This is a genomic window from Ruminococcus albus 7 = DSM 20455, assembly GCF_000179635.2.
Classification (GTDB): Bacteria; Bacillota; Clostridia; order Oscillospirales; family Ruminococcaceae; genus Hominimerdicola; species Hominimerdicola alba.
The window spans coordinates 1,216,761-1,241,394 of sequence record NC_014833.1; the positions used below are offsets into that span (position 1 = coordinate 1,216,761).

At 46.0% G+C, this 24,634-nt stretch carries 16 protein-coding genes and 1 pseudogene; 5 read left to right on the forward strand and 12 right to left on the reverse strand.

Features of this window, described 5'->3' with window-relative positions:
- Positions 1-172 precede the first annotated feature (172 nt).
- Together RUMAL_RS05380 and RUMAL_RS05385 are read right to left on the reverse strand one after the other, a co-directional pair.
- A complete protein-coding gene (locus RUMAL_RS05380; RefSeq protein WP_013497764.1) occupies positions 173-3,823 on the reverse strand; it encodes a YhgE/Pip domain-containing protein in 3,651 nt (1,216 codons plus the stop codon).
- Positions 3,824-3,851: 28 nt separating this feature from the next.
- Positions 3,852-5,963, reverse strand: a complete 2,112-nt coding sequence (locus RUMAL_RS05385) for an efflux RND transporter permease subunit (RefSeq protein WP_013497765.1) — start codon at positions 5,961-5,963, stop codon at positions 3,852-3,854.
- Positions 5,964-6,190: 227 nt separating this feature from the next.
- On the opposite strand from RUMAL_RS05385, the gene RUMAL_RS05390 reads away from it, so the two are divergent.
- The 3 genes from RUMAL_RS05390 to carB all read left to right on the forward strand — a co-directional run bounded on the left by RUMAL_RS05390 (position 6,191) and on the right by carB (position 11,049).
- Complete coding sequence (locus tag RUMAL_RS05390; protein WP_013497766.1) at positions 6,191-6,874, forward strand: class I SAM-dependent methyltransferase; 684 nt, start codon at positions 6,191-6,193, stop codon at positions 6,872-6,874.
- Between the two features lie 74 nt (positions 6,875-6,948).
- Positions 6,949-7,560 carry a TetR/AcrR family transcriptional regulator gene (locus RUMAL_RS05395; protein ID WP_013497767.1) on the forward strand — a complete coding sequence of 204 codons (612 nt, stop codon included), beginning with the start codon at positions 6,949-6,951 and terminating at the stop codon, positions 7,558-7,560.
- 264 nt (positions 7,561-7,824) lie between these two features.
- A complete protein-coding gene (carB, locus tag RUMAL_RS05400) occupies positions 7,825-11,049 on the forward strand; it encodes a carbamoyl-phosphate synthase large subunit (protein WP_013497768.1) in 3,225 nt (1,074 codons plus the stop codon).
- A 182-nt stretch (positions 11,050-11,231) separates the two neighbouring features.
- Here the strand turns inward: carB and RUMAL_RS05405 are convergent, their stop codons facing one another.
- The 6 genes from RUMAL_RS05405 to RUMAL_RS05430 all read right to left on the reverse strand — a co-directional run bounded on the left by RUMAL_RS05405 (position 11,232) and on the right by RUMAL_RS05430 (position 15,760).
- Complete coding sequence (locus tag RUMAL_RS05405; protein WP_013497769.1) at positions 11,232-11,816, reverse strand: hypothetical protein; 585 nt, start codon at positions 11,814-11,816, stop codon at positions 11,232-11,234.
- Positions 11,809-12,288 carry a sigma-70 family RNA polymerase sigma factor gene (locus RUMAL_RS05410; protein ID WP_013497770.1) on the reverse strand — a complete coding sequence of 160 codons (480 nt, stop codon included), beginning with the start codon at positions 12,286-12,288 and terminating at the stop codon, positions 11,809-11,811. The genes RUMAL_RS05405 and RUMAL_RS05410 overlap by 8 nt, the downstream gene beginning before the upstream one ends.
- Before the next feature lie 271 nt (positions 12,289-12,559).
- Positions 12,560-14,413 carry a heavy metal translocating P-type ATPase gene (locus tag RUMAL_RS05415; protein WP_013497771.1) on the reverse strand — a complete coding sequence of 618 codons (1,854 nt, stop codon included), beginning with the start codon at positions 14,411-14,413 and terminating at the stop codon, positions 12,560-12,562.
- Positions 14,414-14,469: 56 nt separating this feature from the next.
- Positions 14,470-14,691 (reverse strand): cation transporter, encoded by a 222-nt coding sequence (locus RUMAL_RS05420; RefSeq protein ID WP_013497772.1) that lies wholly within the window; start codon positions 14,689-14,691, stop codon positions 14,470-14,472.
- 58 nt (positions 14,692-14,749) lie between these two features.
- Positions 14,750-15,358, reverse strand: coding sequence for a class I SAM-dependent methyltransferase (locus tag RUMAL_RS05425; RefSeq protein WP_013497773.1), 609 nt, complete (start codon positions 15,356-15,358; stop codon positions 14,750-14,752).
- 57 nt (positions 15,359-15,415) lie between these two features.
- Positions 15,416-15,760 (reverse strand): ArsR/SmtB family transcription factor, encoded by a 345-nt coding sequence (locus tag RUMAL_RS05430; protein WP_037304287.1) that lies wholly within the window; start codon positions 15,758-15,760, stop codon positions 15,416-15,418.
- A 360-nt stretch (positions 15,761-16,120) separates the two neighbouring features.
- On the opposite strand from RUMAL_RS05430, the gene RUMAL_RS05435 reads away from it, so the two are divergent.
- Positions 16,121-18,046: a dockerin type I repeat-containing protein gene (locus RUMAL_RS05435; RefSeq protein WP_013497775.1), complete on the forward strand. Its 1,926-nt coding sequence runs from the start codon at positions 16,121-16,123 to the stop codon at positions 18,044-18,046.
- A gap of 42 nt (positions 18,047-18,088) precedes the next feature.
- On the opposite strand, the gene RUMAL_RS05440 is transcribed toward RUMAL_RS05435, so the two are convergent.
- The 3 genes and pseudogenes from RUMAL_RS05440 to RUMAL_RS05450 all read right to left on the reverse strand — a co-directional run bounded on the left by RUMAL_RS05440 (position 18,089) and on the right by RUMAL_RS05450 (position 22,027).
- Positions 18,089-18,994 carry a carbohydrate kinase family protein gene (locus RUMAL_RS05440; RefSeq protein WP_013497776.1) on the reverse strand — a complete coding sequence of 302 codons (906 nt, stop codon included), beginning with the start codon at positions 18,992-18,994 and terminating at the stop codon, positions 18,089-18,091.
- 34 nt (positions 18,995-19,028) lie between these two features.
- Complete coding sequence (locus RUMAL_RS05445) at positions 19,029-21,332, reverse strand: ABC transporter permease (protein WP_013497777.1); 2,304 nt, start codon at positions 21,330-21,332, stop codon at positions 19,029-19,031.
- 4 nt (positions 21,333-21,336) lie between these two features.
- Positions 21,337-22,027 (reverse strand): annotated as a pseudogene (locus tag RUMAL_RS05450) (ABC transporter ATP-binding protein).
- Between the two features lie 402 nt (positions 22,028-22,429).
- Here RUMAL_RS05450 and RUMAL_RS05455 point away from each other — a divergent pair.
- Positions 22,430-23,401: a S66 family peptidase gene (locus RUMAL_RS05455; RefSeq protein ID WP_013497779.1), complete on the forward strand. Its 972-nt coding sequence runs from the start codon at positions 22,430-22,432 to the stop codon at positions 23,399-23,401.
- Between the two features lie 112 nt (positions 23,402-23,513).
- Here RUMAL_RS05455 and RUMAL_RS05460 read toward each other — a convergent pair whose 3' ends face one another.
- On the reverse strand, positions 23,514-24,626 hold the full coding sequence (locus RUMAL_RS05460; protein WP_013497780.1) for a CobW family GTP-binding protein: 1,113 nt from the start codon (positions 24,624-24,626) through the stop codon (positions 23,514-23,516).
- Between the last annotated feature and the right edge of the window lie 8 nt (positions 24,627-24,634).

The following is a 24,634-nucleotide window of genomic DNA, read 5'->3' on the forward strand; positions in this document are numbered from 1 at the left end:
GATTTTTTGAAAATTGATTTCCGTGTACAAAAATAGTGGACTGTCTATAATATGTTTGATAGGGTCTTAATAATAAAGAGATCACCCGCTCGTCTTGATGTACGCAAGAGAGCGGGTGAAGAGGAAATATTATGAAAAAGATCCGATACTGTCTTTTTTGTATAACTGATGATCAGTCATTCTTTTTGTCTGCAGAAACCGGTGCAGTCTCGTATATGAACTTGACTTCGCCCTTAGTGTCTGCTGCTTTACCCGAGAAATTATCGTAAGCCTTGCCTGCTGCCTTTATTGCATCAAGTCTGTCCAGCAGGGGAGTGATATCATCGTTGTAAGCGTTGATTATCTTGTCGATGCCCTCGCGGCGGAATTTCTTCATGCCGTTGTTGAGTTCTTTTGCACCGTCTTCAAGTTTCTGAGAACCGTCTTTCAGCTTTGCGGCTCCGTCATCGAGGGTAGTTATACCTGCATAAAGGGTGCCGCTGCCGTTGGAGAGCTTTTCAGCGCCCTCTAAAAGCTGTGCACTGCCTGTGGATACACTGTAAGTACCGTCTTTTAGTGTCTGTCCGCCCTGCCAGATAAGTCCCAGACCGTCATCGAGTGCAAGAGCACCGTCTGAAAGCTGTGTAAGTCCGCCCTGTAATGAGCCTATGCCTGTATCCAGCTGTACAGCGCCGTTGCGTGCCGCTGCTATGCCGTCGGCAAGGGAATGTGCGCCGCCCGAAACTTTCTTAGCACCGTCGGAAACTGCTGTGCTGCCGTCAGCCAGCTGTCCTGCTCCTGCTACAAGCTCGGTCACTCTTGAAGCCAGCGTGCCTGTACCTGCCTTGAGCTTTTCTCCGCCATCGGTCAGCTGACCAAGACCGTCATCGAGCTTTGATGCGCCGTCTGAAAGCTGACCAAGTCCGCCGTTAAGCTTGCCTGCACCAGCATCAAGAGCAGCCGCACCTGTATTTGCGGAGTTAAGTCCTGTTGAAAGGGCAGCAGCGCCTTCGCTGAGTGAGCCTGCGCCTGTTGCCAGAGCCTTGATACCCTCGTAAAGGGAAGTAGTACCTGTATCAATGGCTGCGATGCCGTTGAAAAGTGTGTCTGCGCCGACTCTGAGTTCGCCAGAGCCGAATGACAGCTTGCCCAGACCCTCGTCAAGGGCTGAAGCGCCTGCACTGACCTGTTCTAAACCTGCCTTCAATGCCCCTGCTCCGCTGTCAACGCTCTTGGCCCCTGCGGAAGCGGTAGTCAGTCCCTTGGAGAGTGAACCTGTACCTTCGGAAAGTGAGTTAGCACCTGTCAGAAGCTCGCTGCTTCCTGCTTTCAGTCCTGCCGCACCGTTTGATACCTGTGCAGCACCGTTAGCCAGAGTTTTTGAACTTGTATAGAGTTTGCCTGCACCTGCCGCCAAAGCCTTGCCGCCCTCATCGAGAGTTGCCAGCCCTGTATCGAGAGCCTGAGCACCTTCTACCAGTGCAGCGGCACCTGTTTTCAGGTCTGCGATACCGCCTGTGAGCGCTGAAGTATCTGCCGATATCTGAGAAGAACCCTCAGCCAGACCTGCGGCTATCTGCTCCTGAGATGCGATAGTCTGCTGTAAAGTGCCTATCATGGCGGCTATGTCATCAGAGGGGTTAGAGGCATATACCTGCTGTAATCCTGCCAGCACCTGTTTGTTGTATTCTATGGTAGAGTTAAGGCTGTCTGCGGCATTTGTCATAGAAGCCGAAACACCATTCAGCTTTTCGGGGATAGCTGCTGCACCGCCGGCTAGAGTATCTATACCGCCTGCCAGTGCCTGTGCTCCTGCAAGCACCTTTTCGGAACCTGCCTTTGAGGAAGTTATGCCTGCCGAAAGTTTACCGGCTGATGTGCTGAGTGAACCTGCGCCTGTGGAAAGCTGTGTAGAGCCTGCCGCTACGTTAGCCGCTCCCGAATCAAGAGTTGCCGCTCCTTCAGCCAGAGCCTTTGAACCGCTTGCGACTTTCTTTGCACCGCTGTGAACGTCTGCTGCGCCCTTATCGGCAGAGCCTATGCCCTCAGCCAGTTTTGCTGTGCCTGATTTGAGTTCGCTTGCGCCGTTTTTTAGCTGTGAAGTTGCGTCTTTCAGTTTTTCAGAACCTTCCTTGGCTGACTTGATCCCGTCATCAAGAGTTTTAGCACCGTCAGCCAGACCCTTTGCGCCAGCCTTTGCCGATGATGTACCGTCTTTGAGAGTCTTTGCACCTGCGGCGGCGGTGTCAGCACCGTCTTTGAGTTTGTCAGCGCCGTCTTTCAGTTTCGCCGCACCCTCATCTGCATCTGCAATACCTGCCGCCAGCTGTGCTGTGCCTGCTTTCAGGTTTGCCGCACCGGAATTTACCTGTATGAAACCACCCACCAGCTGTGCAGAACCTTTCTTTGCCGCCTTTATGCCGTCAAGCAGGGACTTTGCGCCATCATCGAGAGTTTTTGTACCCTCAGCCAGTGCGCCCGAACCACCTGCAACTTTCTGTATGCCGTCATTGAGTTTGCTTGCTCCGTCTGCAAGAGAAGCCGCACCCTCATCGAGGGTCTTTGCGCCTGTGTCTGCATCGCCCAGACCGTTTGCCAGCTTTGCAGAACCGTCTTTCAGCTGTGCAGCACCGTCATTTACCTGTATGAAACCGCCGGCTAGCTTGCTGCTGCCGTCCTTTGCGTTTTTTATACCGTTTACCAGGTCGCCTGCACCGCTGTCGAGGGTCTTTGTGCCGTCAGCGAGTTTCCCTGCGCCGTCAGCCAGAGATACAGCGCCGTCGTTCAGCTGCTTGCCGCCGTCAGCCAGCTTATCTGCACCGTCTTTCAGATCTCCAACACCCTTGTTGAGTTCCTTTGTGCCGTCATAAAGCTGTTGTGAGCCGTCAGAAAGCTGATCTACTGCATCAGCAAGTTCGCCAAGCTTTTCTTCCAGTTCATCGAGCTTGTCGATACCGTCAAAGTCTATATCATTGAAGAATGAGTTAGTTCCTGCAGTGAATACTGTTTTCAATTCAAAATCTGTAACATCGGCAGTGAATTCAAAATACTCGGGTATGCCGATGTCGCTTTCATCATCAAGCCCAAGACTTTCTTTCAGTCCCGGCAGGGCATAGCCGATGACAGCCTGTCTGCCGCCGTCGGAGATCAGCTTACCGTTAGTCACACTGATATTACTGAACTTTTCACTGTCCAGCAGTGCACCTGTTGCCATAAGGAACGGGGTATAGATCGTTTCGTTCTTTCCGTTTATCTTTACTGTGGAAGTCGAATTGTTTGTATAATCGTACCTTACAGTGACCTTGCCGCTTTTGCCTGCCAGTTCCTCGGGAGTGATGCTTTTGCCGTCAAGGGTGTAGCTGACTTTTATATCAACAGGCAAAGCTGCATCTGTGTAGCCCTTGTAGTATACATCTCCGCCTGATGTGTTCCACTGCATATTATCTCCGCTGCCTGAGAAGGTATCATCGTTCTTCATATTTTCTATATCGGTAAGAGTGGATATATCCATAAGCGAAGTGAGTCCCTGAGGATTAACAAGATGGTCACTCACCACAGTCTTTGTCGGAGCGCCGTTTGCATCGGTCAGTACGTAAACAGTTTCCTCTTTGCGTGCAGTATTGCTGTCGGCGGTCTTTGTATCTTCTGTTTTCTTCTTGTCATGCTTTTTTATCTCGGGCGACTTGTGATCATCGTCAGCTTCGGAACTGTCTTTATCCGAAGTCTTTGAGGAACTGTCATTTGCGGATGTATCGTCCTTGTTTGCAACTGCGTAAAATCCTGTTGAGCCTGCCGATATCAGTACTGCCAGGACACCTGCTAAAAATCTGCTGTATTTTTTCATAATGATCTCTCCTTATCTATTCAACTATTCAACTGTTCAGTGAGGGGACTTTGAAAGCTTTTTCCCTTCTTGCTGTATCCTTCATGCCTATTGTGCTGTTGATTATCACCTTATCAAAAAGCAGCAGCATGGATGGGAGTGCACATATTACCGTTACCATTGATACCAGCGCACCTCTGGACATCAGTGTGCAGAGCTGTGATATCATATCTACGCTGGAGTATACACCGACACCGAAGGTCGATGCAAAGAAGCCCAGTGCGCTTACCATAATGGATTTCATCGAGGTAGCTAATGCTATGGTCACGGCTTCGGTCTTGTCCTTGCCGTCTATACGTTCCTGCTTGTATCTTGTGGTCATTAGTATAGCATAGTCAACAGTGGCGCCCAGCTGTATGGTGCCTATTACTACAGATGCTATAAAAGGTATCTTGGTATGTGTGAAGCAGGGAACTGCCATATTTACGGTTATTGCGAATTCTATCACTGCAACGAGTATCATAGGCAGAGATACCGATCTCAGCGCGAAAAGTATGATTATGAATATTGCTGCTATGGATACCGTGTTTACAACTGCGAAGTCACGTTTTGTTATACTGATAAGATCCTTTGTTGCGGCAGCCTCACCTATTACCATGCCGTTGTCATCATACTTTTTGAGTATATCTATGAGTTCATCTACCTGTGCGTTGACTTCGGGGGATGCTACCTTGTAATCAGAGCCTACCAGCATCAGCTGCCAGCCGCCCTCTTTCAGAAGACCGCTCACCGATTCGGGGATAGCTTCTTCGGGGATGGACGGACCTATAAGAGTATCGAATGCCATAGTCATGCTGACACCGTCCACCTTTTTCATCTCATCAGTCATACTGATAACATCACTGCGCTTCATATCAGCGCTGCACAGTATCATGTGGGTTGAGGTTATATTGAACTCATCCTGAAGCTTGGTGTTTGCGATCACGCTGTTCAGATCAGTGGGGAGCGTGTCTGTCAGGTTGTAGTAAACATCTGTATGGGTCTGTCCGTAAATACCCGGTATCAGCAGGGCTATGAACAGTACAACGAATACAGTGTGATGCTTTACTATAAAAGAAGCGGCTTTGTCCATGCTGGGGATAATATCCTTGTGTATGGTCTTTTCGAGCAGCTTATCAAAGACGAGTATCATTGAGGGCAGTACAGTCACACAGCATATAACGCCGATGACAACACCCTTAGCCATAACTATGCCCATGTCAAGACCCAGTGTATAACTCATGAAGCACAGTGCCAGGAATCCTGCAACTGTAGTTACCGAACTTGATACTACAGAGGAGATGGTCTGTGCTATGGCTTCAGCCATGGCTTCGTATTTGTCGGAGAAATTCTCTTTTTGTTCCTTGTAGCTGTGCCACAGGAATATTGAGTAGTCTATCGTTACCGCCAGCTGTAAAACAGCTGTCAGCGCCTGTGTGATGAAGCTTATCTGTCCGAGGAATATGTTGGTTCCAAGATTGTAAAGTATCGCAAGACCAACGCTAAGCATAAAGAATACAGGTATCAGCAGAGAATCCATAGTCACCGCAAGTATGATGCTTGTAAGAAGTACCGCTATTCCGACGTATGCGGTGGTCTCTTTCATCGTCAGGTCTTTAATGTCTTCAACTATGGCGGTCATGCCGTTTATGAAACACTGCTTGCCTGCTATCTTTCTCATCTCAACTACCGCTTCAAGGGATTCGTCAGCAGAAGTGGCTTGATTGAAGAACACAGCCATCATTGTGGCACTGCCGTCCTCATTGTTGAAGAAACTGTAGATGTCCTCAGGGAGTATCTCTTTTGGTATGGATATATCAGCTATACTGTCATACCAAAGCACATCACTGACAGCATCTATTTTTTCAAATTCGGATTTAAGTGCTGCAACATCCTTGTCCTCCATGCCTTCTACAACTACAAAGGCGAAACCGCCTTTACCGTATTCGTCAAGCATTATCTGCTGACCTTTCATCGTGTCGATATCTTCGGGAAGATAAGAGAGTATGTCGTAGTTTATCCTAGTTTTCAGCATACCTATCGCCGCGGGCACCGCAAGCACCAATGCCAGTATGACGATGAGTATACGCAGTCTGACAACTGCTTTACCGAAGTTTTTCATACTACCGTTCCTTTCTTTGTGGTTTAATGACTCACGGTCATTTCTTTATATGTAGTATAGCACTAAAATGACCAACGGTCAATAGCTAAAATGACCTTTGGTCATAATTTTGTAGAGATAAACAAAATGACTGTCAGTCATTTGCGATCACTGTTGATTTTGACCTATTGACAAAAAATTCTAAATATCATATAATTATAGCAAACGACGTATAAGAGGATAATAGGATGCTTGATAAGAATAATATTGAAAAACAGTTCAATATGGTAGCAGAGGAGTATGATATGAACCGCAGAAGATTCATACCCTGCTACGATGATTTCTATATAAACACGACGGCGCTTATCGCTGCTAATATTGATGCACCTGAACGTATCATTGATCTTGGTACGGGTACAGGACTGCTTTCGGAACATTGGTACAGACATTTTTCTGGAGCAGAGTATATACTTACAGATATCGCAGAGGATATGCTTGAAGTGGCAAAGTGCAGGTTCAGCGGGCTTGAGGGCTTTTCGTATAAGGTTGCTGACTACCTGAAAGGTCTGCCTGATGTTTCTGCGGATACAGTTATATCAACGCTTTCCATACATCATCTGGAAGATGATGAAAAGCAGGTATTGTTCGGCAATATATACAATGCACTGCCCGATGGCGGTCTGTTTGTGAATTACGATCAGTTCTGTGCAGTTGATGACAGACTCAGCCGCTGGTATGACCGCTTCTGGGAAGGTCAGCTGTATAACTCCGGTCTGACGGACAAGGATATCGCACTATGGCAGGCGCGCAGAAAGCTCGATCGGGAATGCTCAGTCGAGCAGGAGATAAATATGCTGAGAAAAAGCGGTTTTTCTATGGTGGAATGTGTATATTCATATCATAAATTCGCTGTTATAGCGGCGTTAAAATAATGAATGAAATGTAATAATATGGTAATGATAAATATAAAGTCAACCCTCATATTCGCAAAAACGGAGGTTATATAATGGGAAAGCTGGATATCAATAAAAAGGCCAAGGAGGATTCTCTGCTTGCCACTGCATATAAGCTGTTCACAACAAACGGTGTCAGCAAGACCTCGGTATCCGATATAGCCAAGAGTGCTGGGGTGGCAAAGGGTACTTTCTACCTTTATTTTAAAGATAAGTACGATCTTAAAAACAGACTGGTGGCACATCAGTCTTCAAAGTTGTTCAGTAATGCGATCTCAGCACTGGAGGCTGAAAGCAAAGAAATGTCTTTCAATGAAAAGATCATTTTCGTTATAGACAATATTCTCGACCAGTTGGAGGGCAATCATGCCATGGTGGCATTCATCGCTAAAAACCTGAGCTGGGGAGTGTTCAAACACGCTGTCACTTCACCTTCAAAGGGCGATAATATGGATCTGCGTGCAATATACGATGCTATACTTGCTGATGCACCTGACAGCATAACAGAACCTGAGATCATGCTTTTCATGATAGTTGAACTGGTAAGCTCTACCTGTCATTCTGCTATACTTTACGGTGAACCAGTCAGCCTTGAAAAGCTTAAACCCTATGTTTACCGCAGTGTCAACGATATCATCAACAGGCATATCTCGGCAGATAACTGATCCCGCAACTATGGGAGCCCATACGGATAAATGCGCTTGCACCGTTTCGGTGTTAGCGCTTATTTTATGGAATGTATAAAGCGTGTATAAAAGTTGCCTGTATTCACTGAAATATAAATTATGAATTATGAATAGATGAACATTAAATATAATGAAGTTTTTGCAATTTAATCTTGCAATTTGTCTGTAAATATGTTATGATATACGTTAAGGGATTTTTTTAGTGAATCAATTCGCACAGTTGTGCGGGATAGGAGAATATGTATGCCAAAGAAACAGGATATCAACAAGATAATGATAATCGGTTCCGGTCCTATAATCATAGGCCAGGCCTGTGAGTTCGACTACTCGGGTACTCAGGCTTGTAAGGCGCTGAGAAATCTGGGATATGAGATAGTGCTGGTCAATTCAAACCCCGCTACCATCATGACAGACCCCGATGTTGCCGATATCACTTATATCGAGCCCCTTAATCTTGACAGGCTCACACAGATAATCGACAAGGAGCGCCCCGATGCTCTGCTGCCTAACCTGGGTGGACAGTCGGGTCTTAACCTTTGCTCGGAGCTTGACAAGGCAGGCGTGCTGAAAAAGTACGGCGTACAGGTAATAGGCGTTCAGGTAGATGCTATCGAACGCGGTGAGGACAGGATAGAGTTCAAGAACGCTATGAACGAGCTGGGTATCGGTATGCCCAAGAGCCAGGTGGCTTACTCGGTAGACGAGGCTGTAAAGATAGCTGAGGAGCTGAAATACCCTGTAGTTCTTCGTCCTGCTTATACCATGGGCGGCGCTGGCGGCGGTATGGTATACAACGTTGACGAACTCAAAGTAGTATGCGCAAGAGGTCTTCAGGCTTCTCTCGTCGGACAGGTGCTTGTTGAGGAGTGCATCTTCGGCTGGGAAGAGCTGGAGCTTGAAGTAGTAAGAGATGCAAACAACAACAAAATAACAGTATGCTTCATCGAGAATATCGACCCCATAGGTGTTCACACCGGTGACTCCTTCTGCTCTGCACCTATGCTGACTATCCCCGAGGACGTTCAGAAGGAACTCCAGGATATGTCTTACCGTATAATCGAGTCTATCGAAGTTATCGGCGGCTGCAACTGCCAGTTTGCAAGAAATCCCGAGGACGGCAGGATAGTCGTTATCGAGATCAACCCCAGAACATCACGTTCTTCCGCACTGGCTTCCAAGGCTACAGGTTTCCCCATAGCACTGGTATCCGCTATGCTGGCTTGCGGTCTTACTCTTGATGAGATACCCTGCGGCAAGTACGGTACTCTCGATAAGTATGTTCCCGACGGCGACTATGTAGTTATCAAGTTTGCAAGATGGGCATTTGAGAAATTCAAGGGCGCTGAGGACAAGCTGGGCACTCAGATGAGAGCTGTCGGCGAGGTAATGAGCATCGGCAAGACCTACAAGGAAGCTTTCCAGAAGGCTATACGTTCTCTTGAAACAGGCAGATACGGTCTGGGCTTTGCAAAGGATTTCCATGATCTTTCCAAGGAGGAGCTTATGGATAAGCTCCGTTTCCCCACAAGCGAAAGACAGTTCATTATATATGAAGCACTGCGCAAGGGCGCTACAATAGATGAGATCTGGCAGCTCACCAAGATCAAGCACTGGTTCCTCGAGCAGATGAAGGAACTTGTTGACGAGGAAGAAGCTCTGCTGAAAAACAAGGGCGCTGTTCCCGCTGAGGCTGTACTCAAGCAGGCTAAACTGGACGGTTTCTCTGACAGATATCTGTCTTCTCTCCTTGAAGTTACCGAAGAGGAGATAAGAAATGCCCGCATCGGCTTCGGTATCAAGGAAGCATGGGAGGGCGTACACGTAAGCGGCACAAAGGATGCAGCTTACTACTACTCCACCTATCACCTTGCTGAGGACAACAGCCCTGTTAATACCGAAAAGCCCAAGATCATGATACTTGGCGGCGGTCCTAACCGTATCGGTCAGGGTATCGAATTCGACTACTGCTGTGTACACGCTGCACTGGCACTGAAAAAGCTGGGCTTTGAGTCCATAATCGTTAACTGCAACCCCGAGACAGTATCTACCGACTATGATACTTCCGATAAGCTGTACTTCGAGCCTCTGACTCTTGAAGATGTTCTGGCTATCCACGATAAGGAGAAGCCCGTGGGCGTTATCGCACAGTTCGGCGGACAGACTCCTCTGAATCTGGCTAACGACCTGAAAAAGTACGGCGTAAATATACTGGGTACAACTCCCGAAACTATCGACCTCGCAGAGGACAGAGATCACTTCCGCGCTATGATGGACAAGCTGGGTATTCCTATGCCCGAAGCAGGTATGGCTGTCAATGTTGACGAAGCTCTGGAGATAGCTAACCGTATAGGTTATCCCGTAATGGTAAGACCTTCTTACGTACTGGGCGGCCGCGGCATGGAGATAGTTCACGACGATGAGATGATGAGAGTTTATATGTCTGCTGCGGTAGGCGTAACTCCCGACAGACCTATACTGATAGACCGTTTCCTCAACCACGCAACAGAGTGCGAGGCTGACGCTATATCCGACGGCGAGCACTGCTTTGTTCCCGCTGTTATGGAGCATATCGAGCTTGCAGGCGTACATTCCGGTGACTCCGCTTGCATACTGCCTTCCAAGAACCTGAGCGAGAAGCAGGTAGCTACCATCAAGGAATACACCAAGAAGATAGCTGTGGAGATGAACGTAAAGGGTCTGATGAATATGCAGTACGCTATCGAGGGCGATACTGTATACGTACTGGAGGCTAACCCCCGTGCATCGAGAACAGTTCCGCTGGTATCCAAGGTTTGCTCTATCAACATGGTAAAGATAGCTACCGAGATAATCACAAGCGAACTGACTGGCAATCCTTCTCCTGTACCTCAGCTGAAGGACAAGAAGATAGGTCACTACGGCGTTAAGGAAGCTGTATTCCCCTTCAATATGTTCCAGGAAGTTGACCCTGTACTCGGACCTGAGATGAGATCCACAGGTGAAGTTCTGGGTATCTCACCCAGCTTCGGTGAGGCTTACTACAAGGCTCAGGAAGCTACCAAGACAGCACTGCCCACAGAGGGTACAGTACTGCTCAGCGTATGCGACAGAGATAAGCCCGAGCTTATTGAGATCGCTAAGTCTTTCAGCGAACTCGGCTTCAATATACTGGCAACAGGCAAGACCTACGAGATGATAGTTGATGCAGGTATCCCCGCAAAGAAGATCTTCAAGATCTACGAGGGCAGACCCAACATCGCTGATGAGATCGCAAACGGCGAGATCCAGCTGATAATCAACACTCCCGCAGGCAAGACCAGCGCTCACGATGACAGCTATATCAGAAAGAACGCTATCAAGCACCGCATACCTTACATCACCACCATGGCAGCAGCCAAGGCAAGTGCCGAGGGCATACGTGCTATCAAGCAGAAGACCCACTTCGGCGTTAAGTCTCTCCAGGCTCACCACGCTGATATCACTGAGTAATAGTAAAAATAAAATAGCGCTCGCATCGTTAAGATGCGGGCGCTGTTTTTCGTATTATGTCTATCCATTTAACACACTAAATAATGCGACTGTATAAAGTAGTACATTTGTTGATACCACTAATTACTATTAGTTGTCAGCAAAGGATGTTTAGTGTGTCAGTGGGATTGCCATATTTCATATTAATTGAGTGGTGTTGTGCTGATAGAAGTGTTTTTGTTGGGCTCTATCTCGATATCAATGAGCTGCTCACCGTCATTGAGCTGACACTTGCAGTAGCCGTTCTCGTCGAACTTGTCTGTTATATCCTCTTTGAAGTCCTTGCTGTAGACCCATACAGTGCCGTCATCCTTGAAATCAACATAAATATCATCCTCGATACACTCAAGTACCTCTTCCTCAGTCAGCGGTCTTTCTCCGCCAAAGCCGTCCATAGCCATACCGCCGCCGTGTATCTCCTTTTCCTCGCCGCTCTCATCGGTGTATTTCAGCTCGTATTCAGTAATATCCTCACTTTGCTTTATATCCACAACAGCTTCTGTCTGCTCGCCGTGGAGCCATATATTCACTTTCTTCTGTATACCGCCGATATCTGCCGCATAAGCACCTACGCTCATAGCTGCCACGATAGCTGCTGCTGCACAAACTGCTGTTATTCTCTTTGAAATTCTTATACCTTTTCTCTTGTTCATTGTCAGTTCCTCCAAATCAAATTCGGAGGCATGAAGCACTGAAAATGTACGCTGATATTTTTCCTTGTTAGTCATTGTTCCATTCCTCCGTCAACATTTCTTTCAACAGAGCACGCCCTCTGCTGAGCTGACTTTTTACCGTTCCCTCGCGTTGTTTCAGCGTATTCGATATCTCGGTGATGCTCATTTCCTCGTAGTAAAACAAGTGTATAACTATACGATATTTGTCGGGAAGCTTCATCACTGCCTCGAACAGTTCGCTGTCTTCGGGGGCTGCAAATTCCAGCTCGTCCATATAGTCCTCCCACGGGACGGAATTTTTTCTTGCGAACGAGCGTGTGAGATCCTTTGCACGGTTGATAGCAGTACGCAGAAGCCACGCTTTGATATGCTCATCATCATTATAGTCCATATTTTTGGATATGTACTTGAAGAAAGTGTCATGTACAGTATCATCGGCATCTGTCTTGTTGCGACATATACTGAATGCCGCTGCAAAGGCATTGTCTGCATATCTGCGGTAAGCTTCGTCTGCTGTCAGTCTCATCGGGTGTCTCCTAGATTTATTTTTGTCTGAAAGGTCCTTTCAACAATAACACGTATGAGGGCTGCGAAAGGTTGCAAAAAAAGAAAATTTTTTTCAAAAAAATATTTTCAGCCGTGAAATGCCCGATAAATCGGGATTTCACAAAACATGCGCCCGCTGAAACTGCGAGCGCATACGAATTTTTTTTACGTATAACAAATTGTACGAACGCATATGTATCATTACAAACGTATACCAAATTGTACAAGCGCATACGGAGGCATACAAAAACTTACGAACGTATCTTCATGGTTCTCATGGCATTGAGTATTGCTATCACAGAGACGCCAACGTCTGCAAATACCGCCAGCCACATATTAGCGATACCAAGCGCACCCAGTATCAGCACCAGCGCTTTTACACCAAGTGCGAAAACTATGTTCTCACGAACTATTCGTACCGTCTTGCGTGCTATCTTCATCGCAAGTGATATCTTAGCAGGGTCATCGTCCATAAGAACTATATCAGCCGCTTCGATAGCCGCGTCGCTGCCAAGGCTTCCCATGGCTATGCCGACATCTGCGCGTGTAAGAACAGGCGCATCGTTTATGCCGTCACCCACAAATACCAGTGAAGAACCCTCCTGCTTTTCTTTCAGAAGTTCTTCCACCTTTTCCACCTTGTCCGCAGGCAGAAGTTCAGCGTAAACCTTATCAAGTCCAAGCGTATTTGCAACTTCCTCAGCTGTTGACTTTGCATCGCCCGTAAGCATAACAGTCTGCTTAACGCCGTTCTCTTTAAGACTTTTTATAGCCTCTGCTGAAGTTTCCTTTACAACATCGGATATAACGATATGTCCCGCATATCCGCCGTCAGCCGCAACGTGTACCATAGTACCCCTGCAGCTGCATTCGGGAACATCAACGCTTTGCTTAGCCATCAGCTTTTTGTTGCCTGCATATATTTCTCTGCCGTCTATCACAGCACGTATGCCGTGACCCGATATCTCCTCATCGGAAGTTATCCTGCCGTGATCGACTTCCTTGCCGAACTTAGCGCATACCGACCTTGCTATGGGGTGGTCGGAATAACTCTCTGCATGGGCGGCAAGGTCAAGAAGTTCGTCCTCGCCCATAGAATCGGAGTGTATCTTCGTTACTTCAAAACTGCCCTTCGTAAGCGTTCCTGTCTTATCAAAAACAACAGTTTCGGCATTAGCAAGTGCCTCCAGATAATTTCCGCCCTTTACCAGTATGCCGCGCTTGCTTGCACCGCCTATGCCTCCGAAAAAGCTCAGTGGTACAGATATTACCAGCGCACAGGGGCAGGATATTACCAGGAATATCAGCGCACGGTGTATCCAGTCAGCCCAGCCGCCGCCCAGTATCAGCGGAGGAAGCACAGCAAGCACCGCCGCCGCGATAACTACCGAAGGCGTATAGTACCTTGCAAAACGAGTAATGAAGTTCTCGTACTTAGCCTTTTTAGTCGCTGAGTTTTCCACCAGTTCAAGTATCTTAGTAACAGTGGAATCCTCATATTCCTTAGTGACTTTCACTTTCAGAAGGCCGCCCTGATTGATGCATCCGCTTATTACTTCGTCCCCGACTTTTACCGACCTCGGAAGGCTTTCGCCTGTAAGTGCCGCTGTATCCACCGAAGAACTGCCCTCGATTATAACGCCGTCAAGTGGTATCTTTTCGCCGGGCTTTATAACGATGATGCTGTCAAGCTCAACTTCCTCCGGGTCAACTTCTTCAAGCTGACCGTCCCTTTCAACGTTTGCATACTCGGGACAGATATCCATAAGGTCTGATATTGACTTTCTCGATCTGCCCACAGCCACGCTCTGAAAAAGCTCACCTGTCTGATAAAACAGCATGACAGCCGAAGCTTCGGGATATTCACCCACAAAAAGCGCACCTACGGTAGCCACGCACATCAGGAAATTTTCATCAAAAACCTGTCCGTGTATTATACCGCGCACAGCTTTCCAAAGCACATCATAGCCTATCACAAAATACGGCACCAGAAATGCTGCCAGCCGCAGCAGGCTTTTTTCTTCAAGGGGCAGAAGTGCCGCTGTTATAAGCAGCGCCCCTGCTGCGATTATCCTTATCAGAACGTTTTTCTGCTTCTTCGTCATCTTTATTCTTCTTTCTTCACATACTTTAGATCAGCGGTTTCAGGGCTGTAAGGTTATTATAATACTATCTGACAATCAGGCTCGACCTTTTTGCACAGCTTTACAACCTTATCCATCAGTGCGTCCATATCAGTTCCGTCGGGAACTTTAATGGTCATTTTCTGTGTCAGAAAACTTACTGTGCAGTCCTCAACCTCGGGAAGATCCTTGATAGAATTCTCCATTTTAGCAGCGCAGTTTGCGCAGTCCAGATCAATAAGTTTGTATACTTTTTTCATAATAAGTCATTCCTTTCAAATAAATATTAACTAATACTTTGCTCAGCGTTTTGTCAGATCATTCTTTTGTTATCACAGCTATGGCACATGGCATCCTGCCGTCTACCAGATCATATACGACATTCTTATAACCGCCCTCGGTGAAGAACTGCTTGTAGCTATCTTCATCAAACTGTCTTTTAAAATTGGCTCCTGCTTTGTCTATCAGCTTTACCGGGAGGGAATTGCCTTTCTTCTGTAGGTTTATATATGTGGGAATTATTACCTTTCCGCCCTTTTTGCATACCCTCAGAAGCTCGTCAACAGCTTTGTAGGGTTCGTCCAGCAGATGTATGACGTTTCCTGCCACCACATAGTCAAAGCAGTTATCTCTGCATCTCAGATCATATATATCACCTTTGCACAGCCTTACGTTATGGAAGTTTCTCAGATTTTTTTCAGCCTGCCTGAGCATACCTGATGAAAGGTCTACTGCCCTGAGAAAGCCTGCTTTTTCTGCGAGATAACGGCTTATAGAACCTGTACCGCAGGCACATTCCAGAACTCTGCTGTCCTCTTTGATATATGAAGCGACTTTCGCTCCTGTGCCGTCATAGCACCTTTTGTTGTAAAGCCGTTCAAAAAGGTCGTAAACACCTGCAATGCAGTCCCAGAAGCTCTTTTTCATTTCAGTTATTCTCCTGTCTTTTTCTCACTGTTTCTCTTTTCTGTCTGGATTATTGTACTATTCCAAAATGTGTTCCATGCCCAGCGCCAGTATGCTTCTTACGTGATCATCAGCAAGGGAATAGAACATGATCTTTCCTTCACGGCGGAACCTTACAAGCTTACTGTTTTTAAGCACTCTCAGCTGATGTGAGCAGGCTGTCGGAGTGAGCCCGAGCAGCTGTGCCATATCACCAACGCACATCTCGCTTTCAAGCAGAGCATACAGTATACGTATACGTGTGCTGTCACCGAAGACCTTATAAAGCTCAGCCAGGTCATATAGTTCTTCATCGGAGGGAGTTTCTCTTTCCAATCTGTCTATATCCTCCTGTGAAAGCGCCAGAAAATCAGAACTTTTCATATCCTGCAATATATTCACTTCCTCTCTGTTTTTATGAAGTTCATTGTTACATCTGAATCACTGTTCATATGATAACATATTATAGAACATTTGTCAAGGGGTAATGAAATAATTTTTATAAAAACCTAGAAAAGAGGCACTGCTGCACACAAAAAAGCTGATCGGTGAAGTGTGTCGGGCATACACTGCTTTAATATACCTATAAAACATTATGTACGATATGAATAATAAATGCATCGGAAATTTGTTTGGTTTAATAAGCGGTGAGGTATTGTTTTTTTGATCTTTATATGTTAATATACTATTATAAAGTGGATGTTTATTAAACTAAATAGTACATATCCGAAAGGAGGTCTTGATTTGAAAAGAAAACACAGAATGGTGTCATTGTTGACATCTGCTGCGATGCTGTGGGTGATGCAGCCTTCGGGCATAGTTACGGTATCTGCGGATATGGCAGGGGAGTTCAGTGAAAATCACAGCTATGTAGGTGGCACTGTCAACACCCCTATCCTCAGATCAACCGATATCCAACCAATAGAAATAACCGAACAGCCCTCTGCTGTATCAGATGTATACTATAATGAGGATGTGACACTTACTGCTAAGGCAGATAATGCGAATACTGCAAGATGGTACTGCCGCAGTCTGAATGGCATACATCCATGCGGAAAGCTGACTGCCCTTGATGAAAGCGGTCTGACTTCAGTGAGCGTAAAAGCAGACGGCAAAACGTATTTCTGCCGTTTTTCGGACGGAAAGGAATATGCTGACACACAAACAGTATCAGCCTGCTTTATTCCTGCGTTCACGGTAAATGAAACAAGCATGACATTTATAGGGGGTGAGGATGCAGAGATCTCCATTCCCTGTGATTATGACCATGAGCATCCATGTGATCATATCATTACTGATGAATGGATAATGCGGAAGAATGGAACGGATGTTACGATAACAAGTTCTGATAAGTACATTATAAAAGGCAGCAGGCTTACAATCAAGGACATATCCGCAGAAGAAAGTTCCTGTATATTAAGACATATCATTACCGAACACGGAAGTTATTACAGCAAAGGGATAAATATCAGCGTAGTTGACGGCGATCCTGATAAGAGTATATCCTCCTTTGAACTGGAAGGGATAGGAAAGCTGTTCATAGGTGATAAAGCACCCGGTATTTCGGATATAAGTACTATGAGCGAAAAGTACACTATTGAGAGCATATCCTGGACAGGTGTTGATGCAAACGGATATATAGTAAGCCCGAATCCTGCATACAGTATATCATTGAAGGCGGCTGACGGATATATGTTCAGGTATGGCGGTAACGGTGATATCAAGGGTCATATGGATGATATTATGCTGACAGCTTATGGTGTACCTGATACTTATACAGACAAGCTGACTGTAAGCCGTACCTATGATAATCACACATATCTTACGGCGCCGAAGGACTTCATCGCACTGGAGCAGTACGATCTTTCAGCCTGCCGTTATAATTACGTTGATATACAGCTGAAAGTTAACTTCTCCTGTCCCGATCAGCATTCCGAAAAGCACGCTGTCAAGAGTTTTACCGATGCACATTATTCTGCGGGATACCATCTTCCCGAGGGGCTTACTATGGACAGCATGGGACATATAACAGGTATGCTTACTGCCCCCGAGGGTGTACAGCCTTTCCTTGTGTATATTGAAAGTACAAGCGGAGAAGCCTACCTTATGGATTGTACTTTTACCGTAAACGAACATGAACATCAATATGTAAAGGACACAGACCCTGAAACTGGTGAGGCGGTAATGGTCTGCAGCGGGACTGAGTACTGTGGCGCTGAACCTATACCTGTGCCACAGGAGCCTCACAATGCTCATACATGGGGGCAGTGGATAAGCGACAATGACAATACACACAGCTGTACCTGCACTGAATGCAGTGAGATCAAGACAGAAAGTCACAGCTTCGATGACGGAGTTATCACGAAAGAAGCTTCAAAGGAAGAAAAAGGTATTATAGTATATACCTGCACAGAATGCGGTCATCAGATCACCGAGGAGTATGAATATGATGGAAACACTGATGATGACTATATTCTCGGAGATGCTAACGGCGACGGAATGATAAATGTTTCTGATATCGCCATAGCGGCTGCCTATGTCAAGGGCAGAAAACCACTTGACGACAAGTCACAGAAACGCGCTGATACCAATAATGACGGCAAGGTGAATATCTCTGATATCTCGAAGATAGCCGCCCATGTTAAAGGCAAAAAACTTTTGGCAAAATAAGAACAAGGCTGCCCGGCGATATGCTGAGCAGCCTTGTTTATATTATTTTTGGTTTATCAGTGCCTGTACTTCCGAGAGTGTCGGCGGATAAAGCGGCAGAGGAAAGCGTGATATTGCTATGGCTGAGCAGGCACTGGCGAAACGCACAAGTTTGTCATCGTTCATGTGTTTCAGCAGACCGTAGATACAGCCTGCTTTAAATGTATCACCGGCACCGAGTGTGCTTTTTACAGATACATCGAATGGTTTCATTCGTTGTATCTTTCCGCCATTTCTGCCGTAAAGCATATCATCTCCGCCCTGTGTTATAACTGTCAGCCCTTCGCCTGAAGACATCATAAGTTCAAGCACAGCCTCTGACGGCATACCTTTGTAGCGGATAGAAGTGCATTCCCGTGAAACTGCGTTTACTGCTGCATGACGGTGAAGAAACGAATCGTGAGGTGCATCTATGGTAACATAGGGGACACCAAGTTCTATGCACAGCCTTGCTGCCAGCAGTGATTCTTCACCAAAGAAAGGATCTATCCCGGCAGCACCGCAGCCTGAAATATCTTCCTCTTTTGGGATGCCCCACCATCTTTTGCCTGATGAGAACAGCTGTGCGAATCTTCCCATAGGTGAGCGCACAAGTCCTGCTATCACCACATAGTCCATAATACCCGCATCATCCTGTAATAAGCCCAGGGATGATATATCCACGGTCTTATCACGATAGAATTCTTTAAGCATAGGCGCGACTTCTGTTCTGATTTGAGTACCGTCCATTTTTATGGACACTCCCAGTGAAGCCAGCACTGTAGCCGCAGTACCGGTTTCACCTCCCGGGAGAAAATACTGTTCGCTTATCTCGGAATATTCATCGGGTTTTAAAAAACCGTCCTTCAGCAGAAAAGAATGCGTACCAAGTATCTGACCGAAAAGATATGCGCGGTTATCGGTATCCATAGTAAAGGTACCTCCTTAGAAGATATTATCCGTATCAGTCGAACGTCCTCATCTGGTCTGTAAGACTTTCCTTGTTTATCTTTCCAAGTGTTATCAGCGATGATATCACAGCGGCTGCAAATGCGATGGCTGCGGCTATCCATATCAGCGGAACAGGTTCGATGAAGTTCACTATGTAACCGAGTTCCTCATAAAGATTTATCCGTTTCAGAAGCAGTACCATCAGACCCATTAGACCTTCCATTAGTCCTGTTGCCAGCACACCTGCAGTCAGCGAATACTGTAAACATTCTATCACTGTCATTCCGTACATCTGACCTTCGGTCATGCCCATGCATTGCATGGAAGCAAGTTCTGCCTTGCGGTTAAGCAAGCCGGTAGACAATATATTCACCATATTCACCAGTGCGATTATACCGATGATTATACTCAGAAAAACAGAGCCTATCTTTATGGCACCTACACCCGAGCGCATTTTAAGCATATCACCGTGATAGTCTTCGTCTAGCTTCATAAGTTCTGTATTCGCATTGATAAAGGTCTTTGCCTGTTCGTAGTCATTATCGTCCTTGAGATCGAGGTGTACATACTCAAATCCGTCAAGAATAGCAAGGCTTCCTTTGCCTGCCAGAGTGTATGCACTGTTATTATAGTAGTCAAGAGTACCGGCAAGTATAATAGCATTTCCTGCCAGCTGTTCTTCAGAGGTAGGAGCCTTACCTTCTTCTGACCTGAATATGGGCGCAGAGCCAGCGACATTCAATACTGTGGGGTAAAGCTCTGTTGTATAGCGATATTCCAGTTTCTTGCTTTCAGTATTGAAATCATCGATATAGTAGTCCTTGACCTTTTCCTTTTCTGCGGCGCTCATGGCATTATACTCTTCGTCGGATATGATCGTTTTTTCCATCACACCTACTTCCAGCTTTTTGGGAGTATCGAAGTGCTCTGAAACTGCATCTGCAGCGCTGTTCATCATAAGGTACGCACCCTGCGATGTCAGCTCATCATAACTTACAGGCAGTTCTCCTGCGAATTTCTTTTCGAGCACATCTCTGGGATAGTATCTCAGCACACAGGTATTCATTGTGCCGTCAGAAGTTTGTATATATGATACCTGCTCCTTGCAGAAATCATTCACATCGAATAATCCTGTTTCCATCAGTGCATCATAGCCTGCCTTGTAGTCCATAGGCTTTCCCTGCTCACTTTTTATCGCAACGCCAAGATCGTAGTTAAGTCCGATTATGTCGACCAGCTTTTCAAAAGCCGCAAGAGATTGTCTGAGTACGACTGAAAATGAGGCAAACAGTGCGATTGACAGTGTCAGAGATATAACGGTTATAGCAAAACGCTTCGGCTGACGGCGGTTATTGCGTGAAGCCAGCTTGCCCTTCCAGCCGAACACAGAACTGAATACGGAAGCTTTTTTTACCTTGTTCGTTTTGTTGCTGCTGCCGAATATAGCTTGTATAGGAGTTTTTTTGATCGCACGCATACCTGTCTGATAAGCCGAGAGAAATACCCAGACCAGACCTGTCGCTGCTGATAGTACAAGCATCAGCGGACTGACATGAAGGTGCATCAGATCATGCGCTTTTTCTGCAGTAAAGAAAGTTTCTGCCACGTCGCTGGAATCAATTACCTTCAGGGCACAGGCGCTTGCCCCGAATCCCAGCAGCATACCGAGTGGAAGACCGATAATACAAAGGATAAGACCTTCATAGGTGATAGTGCGGACTATCTGCTTTGGTTCAGCGCCCATGCATTGCAGCATACCGAACTGTTTTTCACGCTCCTTGGCGCTTATCTCAAAGGCTGTATCTATCATAAGTCTAAGTGCGATGACCAGCAGGAATACAAAGATAAAATATACAGCAAGGTCACGGAGTGCTTCATATCTCGACGGGAAATCCAGTTTATCCGCACTTATAAGATCGTAGTTCACATCTATCTGCGATGTATCGAATTCTTCAAATCGGTCACTGTAAAGCTGTTTTTCCGGGAAAAGGCTGAAAATATACAGACCTATATCCTCGTGATATCCATTCAGCATGACCTCTGCCGATATGGTACCGTCTGCTTCGTTAGTGTGATCGCTTATGCTCAGTTCTTCATTTTCTGCAAGCTGCTCATATTCTTCTTCGGTGAGCTTCATGATCCTGAAATGGTATGGTTTATCCGCATATACCGATTCACGGACTATTCCCCTGAATGTCGAATAGCCTATGAACAGCAGCGTCATCAGTGCGACAGCGATCGTTATGCTGCAGATGGTGAAGATGCTGTGGCGCTTTTGTGACTTGATATACCTTAGCGCCAGTAACCTCTCAAACATGACCTCACCTCCCTGAATTTGTCAGCTCATCTTTAACGATCCTGCCGTCTGACATGGTTATGATGAGGGTCGCACTGTTTGGCAATATTTTCATCATGGGTTATTATTATCATCGTCTGCCCTAGTTTAAGATTAGAGGTCCTGAGCAGTTTGATTATCTCGGCGGAGTTTTTACTGTCAAGATTTCCCGTAGGTTCATCTGCAAGTATAACATCGGGTGAAGTAAGAAGTGCTCTGCCAATGGATACTCTCTGCTGCTGTCCGCCCGAAAGCTGCGAAGGAAGATGTCCGCGCCTTTCCTTGATATCCATTAGCTCCAGCATTTCCTCGACCTTTTTCTGATCGGGCTTTTTGCCGTCCATTATGCAGGGAAGGGTCATATTCTCCTCTGCGGTAAGTACGGGTATAAGGTTGTAGAACTGATATATAAGTCCTACTCTTCGCCGCCTGAATATGGCCAGCTCCTTGTTTGACTGTTCATATACGTCTGTGTCGTCCAGCAGTACCTTGCCGGAAGTAGGTCGGTCAACACCGCCTAGTATATGCAGCAGGGTAGATTTGCCCGAGCCTGATGCACCTATGATAGCAGCCATCTGTCCTTTCGGTACAGTAAAGCTGACGTTATCTACTGCTTTCACAATGTTTTCGCCGTTTCCGTATGTTTTGCAGATCGCTTCGGCTGTAAGTGATGCCATGATACTGTTCCTCCTTATGATATATATAATAAATATTATAGCACAATCCGGCGATCATTTCAATGATTTTCAACAAAAAAATCATATTTTCAGGTAAATCCTCGGCCATGAAGGACATACTGTATTGAGTGCGTAGTTATACGCAAAAAAACTCGGGACGATGCTTAACAAGCTTTATCATCCCCAATCAGAAAGAGTATGCTGAAAGATCATTATGATCTTATATGATAAATGCCCCGAAGGGTATGGGTTGTGCTTATAAAGAAGTTTTAAGCCATAGTATTTCTGATCTTAAGTCAGAAGTACTATGGCGTTTTTTATTGACAATGCAGCGATGCTATGTTATAATTGCTACTAATATATATCGGGATTGATTTATATTCGATGAATAGGGGAAAAGCTATGAAAATAGAAACAGGTTCAACAATAGGCGTTTTCAGCCCGTCGTGGTGCATCACAAATGAAGCGCCGGAAGCTGCTGCTCGTGCAGAGAATTATATTCGCTCCCAGGGTTTTAATGTAAAGCACGGCAAGCTATGGGGAAAGGCAGATGCATACGTTTCAGGCTCACCAGAAGAAAGAGCTGATGAATTCAATGCGTTGCTTCACGATCCCGAGGTCCGTATACTTATGGCGAGTGTCGGCGGTCAGGTGACAAACGGTATGCTCCCGTACATTGATTATGAATTCTACGCGGAAAACCCGAAACCCGTTGTAGGTATGTCGGATGTGACGGCGCTGCTGATGGCAATTTATACGAAAACAGGCGTACCCACATATTACGGCTCGAACTTTGTAACAAGCTATGCAAGGCTCAGTCCGTATCGGGATATCGCCTTAAAAAGCCTTTGCGATGTGCTGAACTTTGAAGAATGCCACAAATATTTTTTCCCCGAATACTATTCTGACGACGTTATAGAATGGTCGCAGGAATTAACCGAGGAAAAGTGTATCCCAAATGAGATTATAACTCTGAGCGGCGGAAAGGTATCGGGCAGACTTATCGGCGGGAACCTGTATACTATCGGAAATATATGGGGTACCCCATATATGCCGGAAATACGCAAGGGTGATATTCTGTTCATTGAAGATACCGAGGAGTGGGCGTGCAGCCTGGAACGAACATTGGCTCAGTTGAAAATCTGCGGTGTTTTCGACATGATTGGAGGGCTTATCATCGGGAAATGCAGGCAATTTCAGCATTACGGGACAGAGAAAACGTATTATGAGTTTATATACGATTATCTGAACGGACCGAATTATCCCGTGCTTGCCGAGTGTGATTTTAGCCATTGTGCACCCATGCTGACACTGCCTATCGGAATCACGGCTAAGCTGGATGCCGATGCCCAAACGATAGAATTGGTAAGATAAATTATGAATTGTTTTAGCGGCCGTATAAAATAGAATGCCCCTAAGCACTTTGAAGTGCTTAGGGGCAAAACTTCTATATGGGTATCCCTCTTAACTTTCGGGGGCATTTATATCATGCGGTTACAAGGCACGCATTCAGCTTTGAGAGAATGTCTGCTTTCTTATAGTCTTTTCCTATGAAAACAAGCTGGTTTATGCGGTCACCGTATTTATCATCCCAATCGTCTTTAAGATCGGGATAAGCCTGAAGCATGGCATCGACTTCTTCCTGTGGGCAGGATGCGAGCCATTCATTCAGCTCTGTCACGCTTGCATTTCTTCCTGCCTGCTCAAACAGCTGTATATGTACATCATCATCCGCGAACCACATATACCCTTTTGTGCGTATAAGTTCTGTCGGGTACTCATCCACCAGTGCCATGAATTTATCACGGTCAAATGGGCGTACTTCCTCATAAACAAATGAAGTTATACCGTATTCGTCCATACACGCTTCCTTGTCATTCGGTTCGTTGGTGTTGAGTGCACGCTGTACCGATGATGATGCCATTACCGAATGGTAGTCGAATTCCTTGCCGTGAAGTATCTTGTCTGTATCCACTACGCTGTTAACTGCGGGGATTATCTCCGCTTCGGACTGTATGTCACGGATAGCCTTTGTTACTTCTTCTATCTGTCTTTCACAAAGAAGGTCGGTCTTGTTGAGTATGACCAGGTCGCAGAACTCTATCTGGTCTATGATAAGATTGATTATATCTCCCTCTTCGGTGTCGTTCTCCATGGATATCTCACGAAGGAATTCGTTATATATGCGGTCAGCGTCCACAACGGAAACAACGGAACTCAGGTAAACATTGGTATCGGGATTATCCTCGGTATATATCACGAAAGATGCTGCTATATTGGAGGGTTCGCTTATGCCCGATGCTTCAACGAATACTGCTTCAATATCGGGCAGCTGAGATATACGTTCTATCTCAGCGATGAATTCATCACGGAGGGTGCAGCATATACAACCGTTCTGAAGTTCTACCATTTCTACGGAAGAAACGCGGTCGCGGTTCTTGTTAAGCAGAGCGGCATCTATATTGACACTGCCCATATCGTTAACGATAAGTGCTATCTTGCGCTGTTCCTGTTTCAGAAGATTCTGCATAAGTGTGGTTTTTCCCGAACCGAGATAACCTGTTATAAGAATTACGGGGATCTTTTTGTTGTTATTCATACTGCACC

What these genes read in the sequence shown, in the direction of transcription:
- RUMAL_RS05380 (WP_013497764.1), bottom strand. Translation starts at nt 3,823, where the DNA reads ATGAAAAAATACAGCAGATTTTTAGCAGGTGTCCTGGCAGTACTGATA.
- RUMAL_RS05385 (WP_013497765.1), bottom strand. Translation starts at nt 5,963, where the DNA reads ATGAAAAACTTCGGTAAAGCAGTTGTCAGACTGCGTATACTCATCGTC.
- RUMAL_RS05390 (WP_013497766.1), top strand. Translation starts at nt 6,191, where the DNA reads ATGCTTGATAAGAATAATATTGAAAAACAGTTCAATATGGTAGCAGAG.
- RUMAL_RS05395 (WP_013497767.1), top strand. Translation starts at nt 6,949, where the DNA reads ATGGGAAAGCTGGATATCAATAAAAAGGCCAAGGAGGATTCTCTGCTT.
- carB (WP_013497768.1), top strand. Translation starts at nt 7,825, where the DNA reads ATGCCAAAGAAACAGGATATCAACAAGATAATGATAATCGGTTCCGGT.
- RUMAL_RS05405 (WP_013497769.1), bottom strand. Translation starts at nt 11,816, where the DNA reads ATGACTAACAAGGAAAAATATCAGCGTACATTTTCAGTGCTTCATGCC.
- RUMAL_RS05410 (WP_013497770.1), bottom strand. Translation starts at nt 12,288, where the DNA reads ATGAGACTGACAGCAGACGAAGCTTACCGCAGATATGCAGACAATGCC.
- RUMAL_RS05415 (WP_013497771.1), bottom strand. Translation starts at nt 14,413, where the DNA reads ATGACGAAGAAGCAGAAAAACGTTCTGATAAGGATAATCGCAGCAGGG.
- RUMAL_RS05420 (WP_013497772.1), bottom strand. Translation starts at nt 14,691, where the DNA reads ATGAAAAAAGTATACAAACTTATTGATCTGGACTGCGCAAACTGCGCT.
- RUMAL_RS05425 (WP_013497773.1), bottom strand. Translation starts at nt 15,358, where the DNA reads ATGAAAAAGAGCTTCTGGGACTGCATTGCAGGTGTTTACGACCTTTTT.
- RUMAL_RS05430 (WP_037304287.1), bottom strand. Translation starts at nt 15,760, where the DNA reads ATGAAAAGTTCTGATTTTCTGGCGCTTTCACAGGAGGATATAGACAGA.
- RUMAL_RS05440 (WP_013497776.1), bottom strand. Translation starts at nt 18,994, where the DNA reads ATGGATACCGATAACCGCGCATATCTTTTCGGTCAGATACTTGGTACG.
- RUMAL_RS05445 (WP_013497777.1), bottom strand. Translation starts at nt 21,332, where the DNA reads ATGTTTGAGAGGTTACTGGCGCTAAGGTATATCAAGTCACAAAAGCGC.
- RUMAL_RS05455 (WP_013497779.1), top strand. Translation starts at nt 22,430, where the DNA reads ATGAAAATAGAAACAGGTTCAACAATAGGCGTTTTCAGCCCGTCGTGG.
- RUMAL_RS05460 (WP_013497780.1), bottom strand. Translation starts at nt 24,626, where the DNA reads ATGAATAACAACAAAAAGATCCCCGTAATTCTTATAACAGGTTATCTC.